The 18,841-nt window shown below is 64.1% G+C and carries 16 protein-coding genes; 6 read left to right on the top strand and 10 right to left on the bottom strand.

Annotation, left to right across the window (positions count from 1 at the left end):
* Nucleotides 1-38: 38 nt before the first annotated feature.
* Complete coding sequence (locus IG122_RS20600) at nt 39-620, top strand: TetR/AcrR family transcriptional regulator (protein ID WP_193188164.1); 582 nt, start codon at nt 39-41, stop codon at nt 618-620.
* 66 nt (nt 621-686) lie between these two features.
* Complete coding sequence (locus IG122_RS20595) at nt 687-1,913, top strand: MFS transporter (RefSeq protein ID WP_193188162.1); 1,227 nt, start codon at nt 687-689, stop codon at nt 1,911-1,913.
* A gap of 15 nt (nt 1,914-1,928) precedes the next feature.
* On the opposite strand, the gene IG122_RS20590 is transcribed toward IG122_RS20595, so the two are convergent.
* The 3 genes from IG122_RS20590 to IG122_RS20580 form a co-directional block, all read right to left on the bottom strand.
* Nucleotides 1,929-2,279 (bottom strand): DUF6614 family protein, encoded by a 351-nt coding sequence (locus IG122_RS20590; RefSeq protein WP_193188160.1) that lies wholly within the window; start codon nt 2,277-2,279, stop codon nt 1,929-1,931.
* A gap of 84 nt (nt 2,280-2,363) precedes the next feature.
* Nucleotides 2,364-3,578: an NADP-dependent isocitrate dehydrogenase gene (locus IG122_RS20585; protein WP_193188158.1), complete on the bottom strand. Its 1,215-nt coding sequence runs from the start codon at nt 3,576-3,578 to the stop codon at nt 2,364-2,366.
* A gap of 130 nt (nt 3,579-3,708) precedes the next feature.
* Nucleotides 3,709-4,293, bottom strand: a complete 585-nt coding sequence (locus IG122_RS20580) for an LOG family protein (protein WP_193188156.1) — start codon at nt 4,291-4,293, stop codon at nt 3,709-3,711.
* Nucleotides 4,294-4,416: 123 nt separating this feature from the next.
* On the opposite strand from IG122_RS20580, the gene IG122_RS20575 reads away from it, so the two are divergent.
* From IG122_RS20575 to IG122_RS20565, 3 genes are read left to right on the top strand one after another with little or no spacing between them, the layout of a single operon-like run.
* Complete coding sequence (locus tag IG122_RS20575) at nt 4,417-5,580, top strand: LysM peptidoglycan-binding domain-containing protein (protein ID WP_193188153.1); 1,164 nt, start codon at nt 4,417-4,419, stop codon at nt 5,578-5,580.
* A 31-nt stretch (nt 5,581-5,611) separates the two neighbouring features.
* Nucleotides 5,612-6,322: a phosphatidylserine decarboxylase gene (locus IG122_RS20570; RefSeq protein ID WP_193188151.1), complete on the top strand. Its 711-nt coding sequence runs from the start codon at nt 5,612-5,614 to the stop codon at nt 6,320-6,322.
* 40 nt (nt 6,323-6,362) lie between these two features.
* A complete protein-coding gene (locus IG122_RS20565) occupies nt 6,363-7,202 on the top strand; it encodes a CDP-alcohol phosphatidyltransferase family protein (protein WP_193188149.1) in 840 nt (279 codons plus the stop codon).
* A 21-nt stretch (nt 7,203-7,223) separates the two neighbouring features.
* On the opposite strand, the gene IG122_RS20560 is transcribed toward IG122_RS20565, so the two are convergent.
* The 5 genes from IG122_RS20560 to IG122_RS20540 all read right to left on the bottom strand — a co-directional run bounded on the left by IG122_RS20560 (nt 7,224) and on the right by IG122_RS20540 (nt 13,738).
* Nucleotides 7,224-7,751, bottom strand: coding sequence for a hypothetical protein (locus IG122_RS20560; protein ID WP_193188148.1), 528 nt, complete (start codon nt 7,749-7,751; stop codon nt 7,224-7,226).
* A 180-nt stretch (nt 7,752-7,931) separates the two neighbouring features.
* Nucleotides 7,932-8,648 (bottom strand): spermine/spermidine synthase domain-containing protein, encoded by a 717-nt coding sequence (locus IG122_RS20555; RefSeq protein ID WP_193188146.1) that lies wholly within the window; start codon nt 8,646-8,648, stop codon nt 7,932-7,934.
* A 110-nt stretch (nt 8,649-8,758) separates the two neighbouring features.
* Nucleotides 8,759-9,884 (bottom strand): peptide chain release factor 2 gene (gene prfB / locus IG122_RS20550; RefSeq protein ID WP_193188144.1). Its coding sequence is split into 2 segments (ribosomal slippage): nt 8,759-9,814 and nt 9,816-9,884, totalling 1,125 coding nucleotides; the frame shifts between segments, so codons are not numbered across the junction.
* Nucleotides 9,885-9,928: 44 nt separating this feature from the next.
* On the bottom strand, nt 9,929-12,370 hold the full coding sequence (locus IG122_RS20545) for a penicillin-binding protein 1A (RefSeq protein WP_193188142.1): 2,442 nt from the start codon (nt 12,368-12,370) through the stop codon (nt 9,929-9,931).
* A 135-nt stretch (nt 12,371-12,505) separates the two neighbouring features.
* On the bottom strand, nt 12,506-13,738 hold the full coding sequence (locus tag IG122_RS20540; RefSeq protein WP_193188140.1) for an N-acetylmuramoyl-L-alanine amidase: 1,233 nt from the start codon (nt 13,736-13,738) through the stop codon (nt 12,506-12,508).
* Nucleotides 13,739-14,322: 584 nt separating this feature from the next.
* Between IG122_RS20540 and IG122_RS20535 the strand changes: the two genes are divergently transcribed.
* On the top strand, nt 14,323-16,929 hold the full coding sequence (locus IG122_RS20535; protein ID WP_193188138.1) for an Rne/Rng family ribonuclease: 2,607 nt from the start codon (nt 14,323-14,325) through the stop codon (nt 16,927-16,929).
* A 61-nt stretch (nt 16,930-16,990) separates the two neighbouring features.
* Here the strand turns inward: IG122_RS20535 and rsmA are convergent, their stop codons facing one another.
* Nucleotides 16,991-17,833: a 16S rRNA (adenine(1518)-N(6)/adenine(1519)-N(6))-dimethyltransferase RsmA gene (rsmA, locus tag IG122_RS20530; protein ID WP_193188136.1), complete on the bottom strand. Its 843-nt coding sequence runs from the start codon at nt 17,831-17,833 to the stop codon at nt 16,991-16,993.
* The gene (pdxA, locus tag IG122_RS20525; protein ID WP_193188134.1) at nt 17,830-18,840 is read right to left on the bottom strand and encodes a 4-hydroxythreonine-4-phosphate dehydrogenase PdxA; all 1,011 of its coding nucleotides are present in this window, start codon (nt 18,838-18,840) and stop codon (nt 17,830-17,832) included. The genes rsmA and pdxA overlap by 4 nt, the downstream gene beginning before the upstream one ends.
* Nucleotide 18,841 lies beyond the last annotated feature (1 nt).

The raw sequence follows: 18,841 nt of genomic DNA, 5'->3' as shown, positions 1-18,841 counted from the left end.
GCCTTGCCGGAAGCGGCGGCCTTGACCACACTGATCCGATGAACACGAAAGACCGGATCATAGAGGCCGCTGACGAATTGTTCTATTCGGGCAGCATTCGCGAAACCAGCGTCGACCGGATCGCGGAGCGGGCCGGAGTAACCAAGAAGACGCTCTATTACCATTTCCGCTCCAAGGACGATCTTGTGGCGGCCTATCTGGAGGCACGGGATCGCCCGACACGCGAGCGCTATCTCGCCTGGGCCGGGACATCGGGGCCGATGGCGGACCGGGTCGTCAGGATGTTCACCGCCCTGTCTGAACACGCACGCCGCGAAGACTGGCGGGGCTGCGGCTTTCTCCGGGCTGCGGTGGAGCTGGCGGACAGTCAGGGGCATCCGGCGCTCGAAGTGGCCCGGCGGCACAAGGCCGGGTTCGAAGCATGGCTGGCGGAGGAGCTCGAGCAAGACGGCTATGGCTCGGCGCACGAACTGGCGCGATTGCTCATGATATTGCTCGACGGCGCCATCGCCCGGATGCTGGTGAATCGGGATCCGGCCTATGCGATGGAGGCGGGGCAGGCGGCGCGGAGCCTTCTGCTCTCACGGAACGACAGCATGTCGGCTATGTATACTGACTAGTGAGTGTACGTACCTTTTGTAGGGTGATCCTCTTCTTCCGATTTCAAATTTCGTGAGAAGTTCATCATGCATCGGTCCGTTACGACTGCTTCCTCCCCGTGGACTCCGGTCCTTGTCGGAACGCTCATCGCCGCCAGCGCGATCCTTTCCACATCGATGGGCATCCGTCAGAGCCTCGGGCTTTTTCTCGACCCGGTCGCGCGGGCGACGGGGATCTCCGTCGCCTCCTTCGGACTGGCAATGGCAGTGCAAAATCTCGTCTGGGGCATTTTCCAGCCGACGATGGGAGCGCTCTCGGATCGCTACGGCGGACATATGGTGGTGACCATCGGCGCGGCGAGCTTCGCCGGCGGGCTGTGGCTGATGACGCTCGGTGGGGCGCTCGGCCTATATGTCGGCGGCGGTCTGCTGATCGGCATCGCGATCGCAGCGACGTCCCACGGGGTTCTGGTCGGCGTGATCTCGCGCCTCGCCGCTCCTGGTGTACGCGCAATCTCGATCTCGGTCCTCGCCGCCGCCGGGTCGCTGGGCACTCTGGTACTCGCTCCGGCATCTCAGGCCATGCTGGATCGGATGCCATGGAATACCGTGCTTCTGGTTCTGGCCGCGCTGTCCGCCGGCATGGTTGTGCTGGCGCTCGTTCTGAGAGGACGGCGGCGCGGCCAGCCGGCGGCGCATTCGGAACGGCCGAATGCCCTGAAAGCGATTCGCGAGGCGTTGCGTCATCGCGGCTATGTCGCGATGACGGTCGCGTTCTTCGCCTGCGGTTTCCAGCTGATCTTCGTTGCGACGCATCTGCCGAAATTTGTCGCCATCTGCGGCCTTTCGCCCTCCGTCAGCGCGAACACGATCGCTCTCATCGGTGTCTGCAACGCGGTCGGGACCCTTCTCGTCGGATATCTCGGTGAGCGGTTCGGCAACCGGCTTGTTCTCAGCCTGATCTACGTCTTCCGGACAATCGCGATCGCGAGTTATGCCTTCATGCCCGTCTCTGTCGTCAGCACGCTTCTCTTCGGTGCTGCGATGGGGTTGCTTTGGCTGAGCGTCATCCCGCCCGTAAGCGGTTTGCTGAACAACATGTTCGGCGCGACGAATTTCGGCGCCCTTTTCGGCGTCATGTTCCTCAGCCACCAGATCGGAGCCTTTCTTGGAGCTTATCTCGGGGGACTGACCTTCGATCTGACCGGGGATTACCTCATCGCCTGGAGTGCGATGATCGTCGTCGGCCTGCTCGCCGCCCTGATCCAGATCTCGATGGATGACAGGCCGGCCGGGACTCTCGCCCCGGCCTGAAGGCGCAACTCCGCGTCAGAACTTCTCCTCGCCCCGCTTCCTCTGCGGGTCGGGGAAGTCCCGGTAGAGCGTGAAGCGCACGTTCTGGACCTTGGAGTTCACCGCGTGATGGAAGCTCTCCACCGGCTCGCTCCGGCTGGAGACATGAGTGAAGGCCGCGTCGAGCTGGGCGAGGTCGCGGGTCTCCAGCCACATATGGAACTCGGTTCCGTCCGCGGGGCCGAGGCCGAGCTTTCGGCGGGTGATGCGGGACCCCTCGATCAGACCCTGATCTTTCAGATAGGCGAAATAGCCCTGGACGGACTCGGCGAAGTCCATGTCCTTAACGCCAGGCTTCAGGTCACAGTAGATGTGGTAGAAATCCATCGGTCACGTTCCCTCGATTGACCGTCAAAACGAAAACGGGCCGCCCGAAGGCGGCCCGCTCGAAGATCGCATGTGCACGCGCTCTCAGCTCATCGCCTTCTGCAGGTTCTCGTCCAGCTTGGACAGGAACTGCTGGGTGGTGAGCCAGGGCTGGTCCGGGCTGATCAGCAGCGCCAGATCCTTGGTCATGTCGCCCGCCTCGACGGTATCGACGCAGACCTTCTCCAGGGTCTCGGCGAACTTCAGCACTTCCGGCGTGTCGTCGAACTTGGCCCGGTAGGCGAGGCCGCGGGTCCAGGCGAAGATCGACGCGATCGGGTTGGTCGAGGTTTCCTTACCCTGCTGGTGCTGGCGGTAGTGACGGGTCACGGTGCCGTGGGCGGCTTCCGCCTCGACCGTCTTTCCGTCCGGCGTCATCAGCACGGAGGTCATCAGGCCGAGCGAGCCGAAGCCCTGGGCCACGGTATCGGACTGCACGTCGCCGTCGTAGTTCTTGCAGGCCCAGACAAAGCCGCCGGACCACTTCATCGCGGCCGCGACCATGTCGTCGATCAGGCGGTGTTCGTAGATGATGCCCTTGGCCTTGAACTTGTCCGCGAACTCCTCCTCGAAGACTTCCTGGAACAGGTCCTTGAAGCGGCCGTCATAGGCCTTGAGGATGGTGTTCTTGGTCGAGAGATAGACCGGCCAGCCGAGATCGAGGCCGTAGTTCATGCAGGCCCGGGCGAAACCGCGGATGGAATCGTCGAGGTTGTACATGGACATGGCGACACCGCCGCCCGGGAAGTCGAACACCTCGTGGGTGATCGCTGGGCTGCCGTCGGCCGGCTGGAAGGTCATGGTCAGTTTGCCCGGGCCCTTCACCACCATGTCGGTGGCGCGGTACTGGTCGCCGAAGGCATGGCGGCCGATGACGATCGGCTGGGTCCAGCCCGGAACCAGGCGCGGGACGTTGTCGCAGATGATCGGCTGACGGAACACGGTGCCGCCAAGGATGTTGCGGATCGTGCCGTTCGGCGAGCGCCACATCTTCTTCAGGCCGAATTCCTCGACCCGGGCCTCGTCCGGCGTGATGGTCGCGCACTTGACGCCGACGCCGTATTTCTTGATCGCATTCGCGGAGTCGATGGTGATCTGGTCATCCGTCTCGTCGCGCTTTTCCATGCCGAGGTCGTAGTATTTGAGATCGACATCGAGGTACGGGAGGATGAGCTTTTCCTTGATCATCTTCCAGATGATCCGCGTCATCTCGTCGCCGTCGAGCTCGACGATAGGATTCTTGACCTTGATCTTGGCCATCTTCCTGGCTCCTTTGTGGATGGAATCTTGTGAGCAGCGGGCGGCAAAATATCAGGTGGGCGCGGCAATGCAAGATGCGCGCGCGGCACTGACCTCGTGACGTTGCGGACGAATAATCAAAATCAGGCCGTCAGACCCATTTGGATTCGACCTTGCCGTGGGTGACCGGCGCTTCCGTGACGAACGGGAACACGCCCTCGAGCGTATCCGCGACCTGGATGAAGTTGCGGTTTTCCGGCTTGGCGAAATTCGTGGCGACGAAATGGTCGACGAGCGCGACCAGCGGATCCCAGAAGCCGTTCACATTGGCGAGGACCACCGGCTTCTTCGACAGGCCGAGCTGGGTCCAGGTGATCACCTCGAAGGTCTCGTCCATGGTCCCGAGGCCCCCCGGAAGGATTACGAACGCGTCGGCCTTCTCGTACATGATCCTTTTGCGGTCATGCATGTTGTCGGTGATGATCAGTTCGTTCAGGCCCTGATGCCCGACCTCGTAATCCTCGAGGAACTTCGGGATCACACCGGTCACGGCGGCGCCGGCCGCCAGCGCGGCATCGGCCGTCAGGCCCATGAGACCGACACGCCCGCCGCCATAGACGAGGTTGTAGCCGCGCTCGCCGATCAGGGTGCCGAACTTGGTCGCGGCATCGCGGTAGGCCTGGTCGACCTTGCCGGAGGAACCGCAGAATACGCAGATGGATTTTTTCTCGCTCATGCGCTCGTCTATCCCACCCCGCCCGGGTCCGGTCAAGCGGCTAAAAAGGGCGGTTCCGCCTGCATTGCGCGCGGGTTTGTAAGGGTTTATTGTCGACCGAGCGCGTATTGGAGCCCCGAGAACATGCTGAGTAAGCCATACATCATTGGCGCCGCCGGAGTCCTGGTGTTGGCTATGGCTGGCGGGCTGTTCTACCTGACATCGGAAGAAGATGTCAGGCCGGTTCCTGTCGAGACAGCGGCGGCACCGAAAGCAGCTCCCGCACCGGCCCCTGCTCCCAGTACCGAGGCGCCCGCTCCCGCTACTGTGGAAGCACCGGTCGCTGCTGCCGAAAGCGGTGACGACAAGCCCGATCTCTCGCAGCCGAGTTTCGACGTCGTCCGCGTCGATCCGGAAGGCAACACGGTCATCGCCGGCAAAGCGTTGCCGAATGCGACAGTCCGGATCATGGACGGCGACAAGCGGATCGGCGAGGTCAAGGCGGACGACAAGGGTGACTGGGTCTTCCTGCCGGAAGAGAAGCTGCCCTCCGGGAGCAGCGTCCTGACGCTCGAGACGCCGGGCGAAGGCGACAAGGAAGCGACGAAGTCCGGCAATGCCGTCGTCGTCGTGATCCCGGAGAAGGGCAAGGACATCGCCGGCCGGGACAATACGGAGACGCAGAAGCCGCTCGCGATGGTCGTGCCGCGCGAGCAGGCTCCGAGCAAGCCGACGAAGATCCTGCAGGCGCCCGCTCCGGCGGCCGAAGCGCCGGCGAAAGTCGCCAATGCCGATCCGGCGCCCAAGCCGGCTGCGCAGTCCTTCCCGGAGAAGAGCGCGACTGAGGGTGCGGGCGCCAAACCCGGCGTCTCGCTTGATGTGATCGACTATGACGAAAAGGGCGCAGTGGTCTTCAGCGGCAAGACGTCGGCGGACTCGGATGTCCAGGTCTATGTCGACAACGAGCTCGCGGCGCGTGGCAAGTCCGACTCTGCCGGCAACTGGTCGGTCAAGCCGGAGCGGAGTATCGAAGCTGGAACCCACCAGGTCCGCGTCGATCAGGTCTCCGAGGGCGGACAGGTTCTGGCGCGGATCGAGCTGCCTTTCGTGCGTGCGGTCCCGTTCACGGGATTGCCTCAGGATTCCGTTGTCATTATACAGCCCGGCAACAATCTCTGGCGGATCGCGAGCCGGGTCTACGGCTCCGGTTTCCGCTATACCGAGATCTATCAGGCGAACAGCGACCAGATCCGCGATCCGGACCTGATCTATCCGGGCCAGGTCTTCGGTCTGCCGGCCCTGAACTAAGCCGCCTTCAACTCATTCGGACGGACAAGCTATGTTGAATCAGCAGGACGACGGCGTTCTGAAAGGCGTTCTGGTCCCCGTTGCGCGCGAGGGGTATCCCTTTATCGCCGCCTTCGCGGTCCTGACGCTGCTGCTCTATGCGGTCTGGGAGCCGCTCGGCTTCGTCGGCGTGATGCTGACGCTCTGGTGCGTCTATTTCTTCCGCAACCCGGACCGGGTGACGCCGGTGCGCGAGGGGCTGGTGATCACACCCGCCGACGGCGTGGTGCAGATGATCGTCGACGCGCCGCCGCCGAAGCAGCTCGAGATGGGCGACAAGCCGATGTGCCGGGTCTCCGTCTTCATGAACGTCTTCGACTGCCACGTGAACCGGATCCCGGTCGACGGCGAGGTCGCAAAGCTCGCCTATGTCCCGGGCAAGTTCGTCAATGCCGCCTTCGACAAGGCGAGCGAGGAGAACGAGCGCCAGCTGGTCGCGGTCGAGATGAAGGACGGACGCAAGGTCGCCTTCGTGCAGATCGCCGGTTTGGTTGCCCGCCGCATCATCTGTTACCTTCAGGAAGGCCAGCCGGTGCGCGCCGGCGAGCGTTTCGGCTTGATCCGCTTCGGCAGCCGGGTGGACGTCTACCTGCCGGAAGGCGTCAATCCGCTGGTGACGGTCGGACAGCGCGCGGTGGCCGGCGAAACGGTGATCGCCGACCTCAATGCGACGGAGGCGGCACGCAGGGGCGAGGTCCGCTGAGCAATCTGCGGACACGGCAACGGGAAACGGACACGAGACGATGATCAGGGCCAAACGGCGCCGGCTTCCGGTGATTTCGATCAGCAAGCTGATCCCGAACATGATCACGGTCATGGCGCTCTGCGCCGGCCTCTCGGGCGTCCGCTTCGCGCTCAACGAGCAATGGACGCTGGCGGTCGGCGCGATCGCGGTCGCGGCGATCCTGGATACGCTCGACGGCAGCATGGCGCGTCTGCTGAAAGGCCAGAGCAAGTTCGGCGCCGAGTTGGACTCTCTAGGTGACTTCATCAGCTTCGGCGTTTCGCCGGCGCTGATCCTCTTCCTATGGTCGACCCACGATCTGAAGAGCTTCGGCTGGATGGCGGCGCTGTTCTTCTCGACCTGCATGGCGCTCAGGCTCGCGCGCTTCAACACCAAGACGGACGACCCGACCCTGCCGCCCTTCACCTACCGCTTCTTCACCGGCGTGCCGGCGCCGGCCGCGGCCGGCCTTGGCCTGCTGCCGCTGATCCTCAGTTTCGAGGCGGATTTCACCTTCCTGCACCAGCCGCATTTCCTCGCCATCTGGCAGGTCGTCGTCGGTCTGCTCATGGTCTCGCAGATTCCGACCTACAGCTTCAAGGGCGCCCGCGTCCCGCAGAAGCTGGTATTGCCGCTGCTGATCGTCTTCGGCCTCTGCGTCGCCTGGCTGGTCAGTGCACCCTGGCAGTTCTTCGCCGCGCTGCTGTTCGCATATCTGGTCTCGCTGCCCTTCAGCTACCGGTCGTACCTGCGGCTGCAGCGGACAGTGGATGTGGAGGACGACGACCGAGCCGACGAGGTGCCAAGCGGTCCGGATGCGAATGTGACCCCGATAGGGAAGGCGAAAGGCGACAATTGACCGGCGGAAATTGCCGCCTGCCTAATCTTGTCGCATGAGATTCGTTGGGGCGGTGTTGACTATGCTCCAGCCATTGTGCGGTTCATCACCCTTGCCCCATGCGAAGGTTCCGCTGAGTGAGTTCGCGTCTTGTATGCGATAGGTCGCAATTCGCGACCACCCAGTCTCAGTCTTCCATTTGAGCGTCAGTTCGCCGCGGTCGTTTAGTTTTCCATGCCAATCGTAAACATTCGGCTCGGCAATTCTCCATGCCGGATAGACGCCATGGGAGTATTTCGTCCGTACAGCGTAGTCTTCACCGTTCTCTTTCGCGTCAATACGGTAAATGATGAGGCGTTGGCAGAGCGCCACTTCGCCCCGCGAATACCATGCCCCTTTGAAATGCCCCAACCACTGCGCAACCTCCGGCGGGGCTTTGTCGAACGACTGGATTTCGACATCCGGGATCGGAGCATCCGATGCTTCCATGCAGTCTTTTGCAGATGCCGGACTCGTAGACGTTCCACCGACGAGAAACGCAAAAAGAACCACCCGATGAAGTGAACTCATCGTTATCCCCCGGTTTCTGTAAGAAATCAGTCCAATACTGACTTCGATCTTGACCCATACAGGAGCAAAACTCAATTTTTCATAGATAAATTCATATAAATTATTATTTAAAAGGGAGTTAGCGGGTAGCTACGGGAGAACTTGCCGCATCTTCCGGTCGCTTGGTCTGATGGACCGGTGCTAGTCGCGCCGTGCCAGATAGACCGTCTGCGTGAAGGGGCGGTCCTGCAGCGGGTTGTGGAATGTCACGGGTTCCGCCGAGGCCTCCGAGAACACGCCTGAAAGCCGCTCGGTGAAAGCGGGATCGGTCCTGTCGTCTGACCAGAGGCCAAAGATGCCGCCGGGCTTCAGATGGGTGGCCAGCGCCCTCAAACCGTCCGATCCGTAGAAGCTTGCGCTGCGCGCGTCGAGCAGCGCTTCCGGCGAATGGTCTATGTCGAGCAGGATGGCGTCAAACTTGCGACCGGGTGTTTCGGGATCGAAGCCGGTCTCACTGGCCGCACCGGCGAAGAAATCCGCCTCGACCAGGCGGCAGCGCGGGTCATCCGCCAAGGCGGTGCCCATTGGCACGAGGCCGGTGCGGTGCCAGTCGATGACCGCTTCCAGATAGTCGACCACGACGAGCGCTCCGACCCTGTCGTGCGCAAGAACGGCTTCGGCCGTGTAGCCAAGTCCGAGGCCGCCGACCAGAACCTCCAGGCCAACACCGTCGAGTGCTGCAATCCCGAGGTTGGCGAGAGCGATCTCAGATGCCGTGAACAGGCTCGACATCAGGTGTTCGTCGCCGAGCATGATCTCGAAGACATCGACATCGAGCCTGAGCTCGCGCCGACGGCGGAGGCTGACGGGGCCGATCGGTGTGGGGCGGTAGTCCAGTTCCTCGAAAAATGCGCTCATGCGGGATCTCCTCGTGCCGTCATCCCGGCGAAGGCCGGGATCCACTCTCGGAAACAACATCTGCTGCAGTGGATCCCGATTTTCATCGGGATGACGCATGGGAACACGGATTATCCCGCCGCCTTGGCCTTGTCGCCGTCCCCGAGTTTCTGCGCCAGCGATGCCTCCAGGAACAGATCGATATCGCCGTCGAGCACGGCTCCCGTCGCCGAGGTCTCCACGCTGGTGCGGAGGTCCTTCACCATCTGGTAGGGCTGCAGGACGTAGGAACGGATCTGGTGGCCCCAGCCGATATCGGACTTGGTGGCCTCGACCGCGTTCGCCTCTTCCTCTCGGCGCTGCAGCTCCGCCTCGTAGAGGCGGGCGCGGAGCATGTCCATCGCGGTCGCGCGGTTGCGGTGCTGCGAGCGGTCGTTCTGGCACTGCACGACGATGTTGGTCGGGATGTGGGTAATGCGGACCGCGCTGTCCGTCCGGTTGACGTGCTGACCGCCGGCGCCCGAGGCGCGGTAGGTGTCGACGCGCAGGTCTTTTTCCTCGATCACGATGTCGATGCTGTCGTCGATCACCGGATAGACCCAGACGCTGGAGAAGCTGGTATGACGGCGCGCGGCGCTGTCATAGGGCGAGATCCGCACCAGGCGGTGGACGCCGCTCTCGGTCTTCAGCCAGCCATAGGCGTTGTGGCCGTTGACCTTGATCGTCGCGGATTTGATACCGGCTTCTTCGCCGGCGCTCTCTTCCAGCCAGTCGACCTTGTAGCCGTGCGCGTCGCACCAGCGGGTGTACATGCGCAGCAGCATCGAGGCCCAGTCCTGCGCCTCCGTGCCGCCGGCACCGGCATGAACTTCGAGATAGCAGTCGAAACCGTCGGCCTCGCCGGAGAGCAGGCTTTCGATCTGGCGCTTCTCGCAGATCTCCTTCAGCGCGAAGAGGGACTTCTCGGCCTCGTCGACGACACCCTGATCCTCTTCCATCTCGCCGAGCTCGATTAGTTCCAGCGCGTCTGCGAGGTCTTGTTCGAGCTGCTTGACGTCGTTCAGACTCTTCTCGAGCTGGGTGCGCTCGCGCATCAGTTTCTGCGCGCGCTCTGCATCGTCCCAGAGGCTCTGGTCCTCGACGAGGGCGTTCAGCTCGGAAAGGCGGACATGGGCGGCATCCCAGTCAAAGATGCCTCCTCAGCAGCTCGATCGACTGCTTGATCTCTTCGGCGGTCGCGGTGATCTCGGCACGCATTGCCGACGCACTCCCTCGATGGGTTGGAAAATCCGTGGGCGCTCTTAATAAAGCCCGGAGCCGCGTCCCGCAACCGGCGCGGTGTTGCCGGGGCCCTGGGCGTCCCAGCCGGCCGCGTCGCCGCCGAACACGATCTCGCTCTCGCCGGTCGGCTCGGTGCCGGCCTTGAAGGCTTCGACCATGACGTCCCTGTCGCCCGGTTGGGCCAGCGCGCCGGTCGCGACATTGATCCGGACGTTGCGGACGCCCGGCGGGATCCGGAACGGGATCGACGGCTTGTCGACCAGCGCCTCCTCCATGAATTTCTTGAAGACCGGGGCGGCGACATTGGAGCCGGTGTCGCGCGGGCCGAGGGTCTTCGGCTGGTCGAACCCGACGAAGGCGCCGACCGCGAGATCGGGCGTGAACCCGACAAACCAGGTGTCGATATTGTCGTTGGTCGTTCCGGTCTTGCCGGCGAGCGGCTTGCCGATGGTCGATATCCGCCGGCCGGTGCCGCGCTGGACCACGCCCTCGAGCATGCTGACCATCTGATAGGCGGAGGCCGGGTCGGCGACCTGCTCGCGGGTGTCCGGAATGGTCGGCGCGGGCTCGCCGCGCCAGCGCGCGGCGACGCAGCCGGCGCACTCGCGGGTATCGTGGTGGTAGATCGTCCGGCCGTTACGGTCCTGAACACGGTCGATCAGGCTCGGCACCACGCGCTTGCCGCCATTGACCAGCATCGAATAGGCGGTGGTCATCTTCAGCAGGGTGGTCTCGCCGGCGCCGAGCGCCATGGAGAGGTGTTTCGGCATGTTGTCGTCGATGCCGAAACGGCGGGCATAGTCGGTGATCAGATCCATGCCGATGGTCTGGGCCAGCCGCACGGTCATCAGGTTGCGCGATTTCTCGATGCCGAGGCGCATCGGGCTCGGACCGTAGAATTCCTTCGTGTAGTTGGCCGGCTTCCACTTGCCGAGGCCGGGGCCCTGATCGATTACGAAAGGCGCGTCGAGGATGCGGGTGGCTGGGGTGAAGCCGTTCTCGAGCGCCGCGAGATAGACGAAGGGCTTGAAGGAGGAGCCCGGCTGCCGGTTGGCCTGGGTCGCCCGGTTGAACTGGCTCTCCTTGAAGCTCCAGCCGCCGGAGAGGGCCAGAACGCGCCCGGTATGGGGATCCATCGCGACAATACCGCCGTCGACATTCGGGATCTGTCTCAGGGTGAAGGTTCCGTCCGGGTAGGGGGTGCCGTCGTCGTCCTTCTCGATCGGCTCGACGAAGATCACGTCACCCGGCTGAAGCACATCGGACGCTTTCCTGACGCTCGGGCCGAGGCGCTGCTCTTCCCGCCAGGGACGGGCCCAGGTCAGTTCGGCAAGTGGAATCTCGCCGAACGAGCCGTCCGGGAAGCCGACCTGCACGCGTTTGTCCTCGACGATCAGCGCGAGCGCCTTTTGCCACTCCGCCGGCGCGGTCGGGGGAACGGCGAAAGCGTCGAGCGCATCGCCCCAGCCGGCAACGATGTCGATCTTGCCGAGCGCGCCGCGCCAGCCGTGCCGCCGGTCGTAATGCATCAACCCCCACTGCAGGGCTTCGTCGGCGATGCGCTGCAGTTTCGGGTCGAGCGTTGTCCGCACCGAAAGACCGCCTTCGTAAAGTCCATCCTCGCCGAAACGGTCGACGAGCCAGCGCCGGACTTCCTCGGCGAAGTAATCCGCTTCGGCAACCTCGGTGACGGAGCGCTCATGGATCGTCAGCGGTTCGGCCTTCGCCCGCTCGGCATCCGCGACGCTGATGAAGCCGTTCTCCGCCATCTGTCCGATCACCCAGTTGCGGCGGACGAGGGCGGCATCGTGCTGACGCACCGGATGATAGTTGTTCGGCGCTTTCGGGAGGGCGGCGAGATAGGCGCTCTCCGCGATCGTCAGTTCGTCCAGGCTCTTGTCGAAATAGTTCAGCGCGGCGGCTGCCACACCGTAGGAGCGCAGGCCGAGATAGATCTCGTTCAGATAAAGTTCGAGGATCCGGTCCTTGCTGATCGCCCGCTCGATGCGGAGCGCCAGGATCGCTTCCTTCGCCTTCCGCTCGATCGAGACCTCGTTGGTCAGAAGGAAATTCTTCGCCACCTGCTGGGTGATCGTGGAGGCGCCGCGCGGCCGGCGGTTCTGCGCAAGGTTGCGAACGTTGTCGATCATCGCCTTGGCGAGGCCGAAGAAGTCGATCCCCGGATGGCTGTAGAAATTCTTGTCCTCGGCGGAGAGGAACGCCTTGATCACGCGCCGGGGCATTGCCTCGATCGGCACGAAGACCCGGCGCTGACGGGCATATTCGCTGAGCAGGCGGCCGTCGCCGGCATGCACGCGGGTCATCACCGGAGGCTCGTAATCCGCCAGCTGCTTGTAGTCCGGCAGCCCGCGTCCGAAATGGTGCAGGCCCCAGAGCACGCCGCCGACCGCGACAAGGCCGCCGAGCAGAACGGTCGAGAAAAGGATCAGTACCCAGCGCATGAGTGAGGTCAGAGTCTCCGGTTGAGCCGCTATGGGGCGGCGGGACGCGCGTACATTATCACGATCAATGTGTCATGATTGTGCGCGATGTCATGTAGATGGTGCCCATCATAAAGCCCGAACACGCGATCTTGTTCAATTGGCGCGGGCGGCCGACTGAACAAGATCGAAATAGTCGTCGATGGCCCGCCGTAAAGCGGCGGCGACGCGTGTCAGATGCGCGTTCGAGCGCAACAGCTTCTCGTCGTGATTGTTCGAGAGAAAGCCGAGTTCGATCAGAACCGACGGGATGTCGGGCGCCTTCAGCACGGCGAATCCGGCGAACCGGTGGGCCGTCTTCAGCAGTTTGACCTCGCCGCGCATCTCGCGCACCAGCATGCCTGCGAAGCGGGCCGAATGGTTCATCGTCTCGCGCTGGGCGAGATCGATCAGGATGCTGGTGACTTCCGGCGTCTCTGTGCCGAAATCCATGCCGGCGATGATGTCCGACTTGTTCTCGTTCTTCGCCAGGAGGTCCGCTTCCTTGTCCGAGGCGTTTTCCGACAGGGTATAGACGGAGGCGCCCCGAAGATTTCGGTTCGGGATGGAATCCGCGTGCAGCGAGAGGAACAGGTCGGCGCCTTCGCGGCGGGCGACGGCGATACGTTCGCGCAGTTGCAGGAAGACGTCGCGGTCGCGCGTCAGAATCACCTCGTAGCGTCCGGTCCGCTCCAGCTCGCTCTTCAGCACGCGAGCGGCGTTCAGCACGATTTCCTTCTCGTAGATGCCGGAAACGCCGATGGCGCCGGGATCGACGCCGCCATGGCCCGCATCGATGGCGACGATGATCTTCTCGTTCACCGAGCGCGGCGGCCGTGTCAGCAGCGGCGGCACGGCAGGCTCCGGCGCCATGAGTCGCGGTTGTCTCTTCGCCTGGAATGCGGCGACCGACTTCTGAGACTCCTCAAGGAAGGCGGCCCGGGTCGTCGGCTTCAGATCGATCACGATCCTGGGTCCGTAGCCCTCTTTGGCCGGCAGCCTGAAGGCGGAGGCGACGGAGAACGGCTTCGCCGTGTCGATCACCAGCCGCGAGGTTCCGGGGCGAAACAGGCCGAACCGGAACCCTTTGATCTCCGCCGGACGGCGTGAATCGGGATTTGCGCCAGGCTCGAAATCGACTTCCGGCAGATCGATCACCACGCGATAGGGGTCGGCGAGGCTGAAGACGGTGAAATCCAGATCCTGCGAGAGATCCATCACGAAGCGGATCTTGTCCGGATGCTGGCCGATTCGGATGTCCCGTACCGCTCCGTCGACGGCCATAGCGTGCTGCGGCGCCGCAAGGGCACCGAGCAGGAGCGTCAGAAGGATGAACAGGCGTTGTATCACGAGCTACACCCGGTTGACGCGTCGCTGCCGCGGAGCGTCGATGCCGCAATTCCCACTATTTTTAGCGGCGGATGATCGAGATTGCAATAATATCCCAGTGTATCAGACAATTGCAGCATGGTTTTTGAGCGTCACATGAATTTTGCCGTGCCTGCAGGAAATGATTGTTCCGAAAATACAAAGTGACTATGTTACGCGTGTGCTGGACCGTTGCGGTCAGCGCGGATTTCCGCCTCAAACACTTCGGAAACGCGGCGATGAGGCTCCCCTTTTGGCGCGGGATTGCGCCTTATTCTACACAACGGGACCTGTTCCGACCGTGACCCACACTCGCTCAAATCTGTCCGTTCCTTCTCGGTGCCGCGTTGCGGCATTGCCGGGTGACGGCGGGCGCGAGGATGACGGACTGGGCCGGACGGTCGGGATCTCGACCACCGAACGGAAACGCGATGCCGGAGCCTCACTTGCTCCCCAGCACGTTTCGCCCTCACAGAACATGCCCGCGAACGCGGCGCCGATATCGGTCGGGAGAGTGAATCTCGCGATGCGGCGCGCGACCCGCGTGGCCCAGGAGTCACCTTTTAATGTCAAAACGCATGTTGATCGATGCCACCCAAGAGGAAGAGACCCGGGTGGTCCTTCTCAGTGGCAATCGTGTCGAAGACTTCGACTTCGAGACGGAGTCCCGCAAGCAGCTTAAGGGAAACATCTATCTCGCCCGGGTTACCCGGGTAGAGCCTTCGCTGCAGGCAGCCTTCGTTGAATACGGTGGAAACCGTCACGGTTTTCTGGCCTTCAGCGAAATCCATCCCGATTATTACCGGATCCCGGTAGAGGACCGTGAAGCCCTGCTTGCCGAGGAGCGGGAGGGTGGCGCGCCTGCCGAGGATCCGTCCGAAGAGAGTGCGGTCGAGGTTCCGGACATGCCGGTCGACGCAGCCGGCGACGACGATGACGAAGACGCTCCGCCGGCACCGCCGCCGGAAAGCGTCGGCGGCGACGATACCGACGATGCCGAGGACGACCGTCCGCGCAAGAACCTCTCCCGGCGCTACAAGATCCAGGAAGTCGTGACCCGGCGTCAGATCATGCTGGTTCAGGTCGTCAAGGAGGAGCGAGGCAACAAGGGTGCGGCCCTCACGACATATCTCTCGCTCGCCGGCCGCTATTGCGTGCTGATGCCGAACACGGCGCGGGGCGGAGGGGTGTCCCGTAAGATCACCAATATCGCCGACCGCAAGCGCCTGAAGCAGGTGGTCGAGGGGCTGGACGTGCCGGAAGGCATGGCGGTCATCGTTCGCACGGCTGGCAGCCAGCGGACCAAGACCGAGATCAAGCGCGATTACGAATATCTGCTCCGGCTCTGGAGCCAGATCCGCGAGAAGACGCTGACCTCGTCGGCCCCGTGCCTGATCCACGAGGAAGCGAACCTGATCAAGCGTTCGATCCGTGATCTCTATACGAGCGACATCGGCGAAGTGCTGGTCGAGGGCGAGGACGGCTATCGGATCGCCAAGGACTTCATGCGCACGCTGGTGCCGAGCCATGCCAAGCGGGTGCAGCCCTACAAGGAACAGACGGTTCCGCTGTTCCACCGTTACCAGATCGAAGGCCAGCTCGACGCGATCCACAATCCGGTCGTGCAGCTGAAGTCCGGCGGCTATCTGGTGATGAACCAGACCGAGGCGCTGGTCGCCATCGACGTCAACTCGGGCCGCGCCACGCGCGAGCGGAATATCGAGGAAACGGCGCTCAAGACCAACCTCGAGGCCGCCGACGAGGTCGCCCGCCAGCTCCGGCTGCGCGATATGGCGGGCCTGGTCGTCATCGACTTCATCGACATGGACGAGTCGCGCAACCAGCACGCCGTCGAACGTCGCATGAAAGAGGCGATGAAGAATGACCGGGCGCGCATCCAGCTCGGCCGGATCAGTCATTTCGGTCTGATGGAATTGTCGCGTCAGCGGCTGCGTCCGAGCGTGTTCGAGGCCTCGACCCAGGTTTGCTCGCAGTGCAGCGGAAGCGGCCGCGTCCGATCGACGGACTCGACGGCGCTGCATGTCCTGCGCGCGATCGAGGAAGAGGGCATCAAGCAGAAATCGAACGAGATCGCGGTCTTCGTGCCGTCCGAGGTCGGTTTCTACATTCTGAACAAGAAGCGGGACGCGCTGGCGGCGATCGAGCAGCGCTACGGCTTCCGGGTCTTCCTCGAGGCCGACGAAAGTCTGATTCCGCCGGACATGCGGATCGAGCGGATGATCCCGAAACCGGCCAGCGAAAAGCTCGACCTCGCGGCGCCGATCACGGCCGCACCGGTTGTCCACGATGACGAGGACGAGGACGAGGTCTCCGAGGAGCGGGACGACGAGCGTCGTTCCAAGCGTTCCCGCCGCCGCCGCCGCCGTGGCGGTGACAAGCGCGCCTCGGAGCAGCAGGACCAGGGTGACAGCGTCTCCGAGGAAGCCGAGGCCGGTGAAGACGCCGCGGCTGAGGCCGCTGGCGGTGAGAACGCTCCCGCAGGCGGCGAGGACGAAGACGGCGCCAAGAAGCGCCGCCGGCGCGGCAAGCGCGGCGGACGGCGTCGCTCGCGGCGCGGCAATGGCGAGGAAGGTGCGACTGCGCAGGATAATGCGGACGGCGCCGAGCAGCCGGCCGATCAGGCTGCGGCAACCGACGATGACTCCGGTGAAAGCGCGGCGCCTGCGGAAGAGACAGTGACCGCCGAGGCGGCTCCGGCTCCGGAAGAGCAGCCTGAAGAGACCCAGGCGGAAGAAACGAAGCCCAAGCGCAAGCCGCGGACCCGTCGCAAGAAGGCGGCCGAGGCCGATGCTGAAGCTCCGGCCACCGAAGAGGCGGGCGCCGCTACCGACAGTGCGGAAACGAAGGAAGAGGAGCCTGCTCCGAAACCGCGCCGCCGCAGCCGTGCGAAGAAGACCGAACCCAAGGCCGAACCGGAAACCGCCACCACCGAGCCTGCGGCTCCGTCCGAGGAGGCTGCGCCGGAAGCCGCAGTGGCCGCCGAAAGCGCGCCGCAACCGGTATCGTCCGGCAGCGGTGCGGACAAGGTCGAGGAGCCGGCCCCGGTCAGCCCCGCGGAAAGCGCGGGCGCGACTGTGGTCAATGTCGACGACAAGCCGAGCGAGGACAAACCGCGCCGTGGCGGCTGGTGGAACCGGCTGATTCCGTCCTGAGGGACCAAGCGATGTTTTGAGAGAGCGGGGCGGCGTGAGCCGCCCCGTTTCGTTTGGAAGCCTACTTTCGTGCGGCTGCCCGCGCGAGGGCGCAGAACTGCTCTACGGAAAGCGTTTCCGGCCGCGCCGTCGGATCGATCGCGGCGGCTTCGAGGAACTCGGCCCCGCCGAAACTCTTCAGCGAGGCGCGCAGCATCTTGCGGCGCTGGGAGAAGGCGGCGGCGGTGATTTTTTCCAGCACGTCCGGATCGGCTTCGGCAAGCGGGACGGCGCGGGGGCGGAGCTGGATCACCTGGGAGGTGACCTTCGGCGGCGGCGTGAAGGCACGCGGCGGGATGTCGAAGAGCGGGAAGATCTCCGCCCGCCAGCGGGCCGCGATGCTGAGCCGGCCGTAGTGCTCGGTTCCGGGTGAGGCCGCGATCCGCTCGGCCACTTCCTTCTGGAACATCAGTGTGAAGCTCTCGAATGCCTCGGCCCGCTTCAGCCAGGACAGCAGCATCGGCGTGCCGACATTGTAGGGCAGGTTCGCGACCACGCGCCGGGGGGCTTCCCCGAGGCTCGCGAGATCGACATCGAGCGCGTCAGCCTCGATGATCTCCAGCCGGCCGTCCGCCGCCTCCACAAGGTCCTGAATGGCCTCGATCGCCCGGCGGTCGCGTTCGATGGCGATCACCTTGCGGGCGCCTTCCAGCAGCAGGGCGCGGGTCAGGCCGCCGGGGCCCGGCCCGACCTCGATACAGGTTCCGTTGGCGAGGTTGCCCGCCGATCGGGCGATGCGCCGTGTCAGGTTCAGATCGAACAGGAAGTTCTGGCCGAGGGACTTCTTGGCCGAGAGCTGGTAGCGGGCGATCACGTCGCGCAGCGGCGGAAGAGCCTCGATCGCCTGGATCACCGGATCGGTCATGCGCGGGCCCGCGCCTCTGCCATCTCGCCGGCCATGGTGAGGGCGGCGATCAGACTGTCCGCATGGGCCTTTCCGGTTCCGGCGAGCTCGAGCGCGGTTCCATGATCCGGCGAGGTCCGGATGAAGGGCAAGCCGAGGGTCACGTTCACGCCCCCCCAGAAATCGACGGTCTTGATCGGGATCAGCGCCTGGTCGTGATACATGCAGATCGCCGCGTCGTAGGTCTTGCGGGCTTCCGCGTGGAACATGGTGTCGGCGGAAAGCGGGCCGACCGCTTCGATGCCCTCGGCGCGGAGCGCGGCAACGGCGGGGGCGACGACGTCCCGGTCCTCGGTGCCGATGGTGCCGTCTTCGCCGGCATGCGGGTTGAGGCCGGCGATGGCGAGCCGCGGACGCTCGCAGCCGAAGTCCCGCTTCAGGGCCTCCGCGGTGATCCGGGCCTTCGTGACGATCATCTCGGTCGTCAGCACGTCCGGCACCCGCTTCAGAGGTATGTGGATGGTGACCGGCACGACCCGAAGCTCCGGGGCGGCCAGCATCATCACAGGGGTGATCTCGGGGCCCGCAAGGGCGGCGAGGAACTCGGTATGGCCGGGATAGCGGAACCCCGCCTCGTACAGCACGCTTTTCTGGATCGGCAGGGTCACGACCGCACCGGCGCGCCCTTCCGTGGTCATCCCGACTGCGCGTTCGATCGCGTCAATCACCGCAGGGCCGTTTGCCGGATCGAGCCGGCCGGCTTCGGGCGGAGCGGCATAGGAAATCGGCAGGACCGGAAGGCCGTTGTCGAACGCCGCACGGGCTGCTTCGGGGGCACTGATCTCGATGATTGGTGTGCCGGTGCCGAGCCGGATTGCGAGAGCAGCCAGACGGTCCGGCTCTTCCAGCAGGAAGAACGGCGGAAGCCGCTCATGCGCCGTGGCCCATGCCTTGAGAGCGATCTCGGCTCCCGCTCCGGCAGGCTCTCCCGGCGTGAGGACGAGGGGCGCGGCGGCGCTGTCGGACATC

Origin of the sequence: Nisaea sediminum (assembly GCF_014904705.1) — a bacterium.
Taxonomy (GTDB): Bacteria; Pseudomonadota; Alphaproteobacteria; order Thalassobaculales; family Thalassobaculaceae; genus Nisaea; species Nisaea sediminum.
This window is presented reverse-complemented; position numbering and strand designations above follow the sequence as displayed.

Bases quoted from the DNA above. Each gene is read 5' to 3' on its own strand.
- IG122_RS20600 (WP_193188164.1), top strand. From the start codon at position 39: ATGAACACGAAAGACCGGATCATAGAGGCCGCTGACGAATTGTTCTAT.
- IG122_RS20595 (WP_193188162.1), top strand. From the start codon at position 687: ATGCATCGGTCCGTTACGACTGCTTCCTCCCCGTGGACTCCGGTCCTT.
- IG122_RS20590 (WP_193188160.1), bottom strand. From the start codon at position 2,279: ATGGATTTCTACCACATCTACTGTGACCTGAAGCCTGGCGTTAAGGAC.
- IG122_RS20585 (WP_193188158.1), bottom strand. From the start codon at position 3,578: ATGGCCAAGATCAAGGTCAAGAATCCTATCGTCGAGCTCGACGGCGAC.
- IG122_RS20580 (WP_193188156.1), bottom strand. From the start codon at position 4,293: ATGAGCGAGAAAAAATCCATCTGCGTATTCTGCGGTTCCTCCGGCAAG.
- IG122_RS20575 (WP_193188153.1), top strand. From the start codon at position 4,417: ATGCTGAGTAAGCCATACATCATTGGCGCCGCCGGAGTCCTGGTGTTG.
- IG122_RS20570 (WP_193188151.1), top strand. From the start codon at position 5,612: ATGTTGAATCAGCAGGACGACGGCGTTCTGAAAGGCGTTCTGGTCCCC.
- IG122_RS20565 (WP_193188149.1), top strand. From the start codon at position 6,363: ATGATCAGGGCCAAACGGCGCCGGCTTCCGGTGATTTCGATCAGCAAG.
- IG122_RS20560 (WP_193188148.1), bottom strand. From the start codon at position 7,751: ATGAGTTCACTTCATCGGGTGGTTCTTTTTGCGTTTCTCGTCGGTGGA.
- IG122_RS20555 (WP_193188146.1), bottom strand. From the start codon at position 8,648: ATGAGCGCATTTTTCGAGGAACTGGACTACCGCCCCACACCGATCGGC.
- IG122_RS20545 (WP_193188142.1), bottom strand. From the start codon at position 12,370: ATGCGCTGGGTACTGATCCTTTTCTCGACCGTTCTGCTCGGCGGCCTT.
- IG122_RS20535 (WP_193188138.1), top strand. From the start codon at position 14,323: ATGTCAAAACGCATGTTGATCGATGCCACCCAAGAGGAAGAGACCCGG.
- rsmA (WP_193188136.1), bottom strand. From the start codon at position 17,833: ATGACCGATCCGGTGATCCAGGCGATCGAGGCTCTTCCGCCGCTGCGC.
- pdxA (WP_193188134.1), bottom strand. From the start codon at position 18,840: ATGTCCGACAGCGCCGCCGCGCCCCTCGTCCTCACGCCGGGAGAGCCT.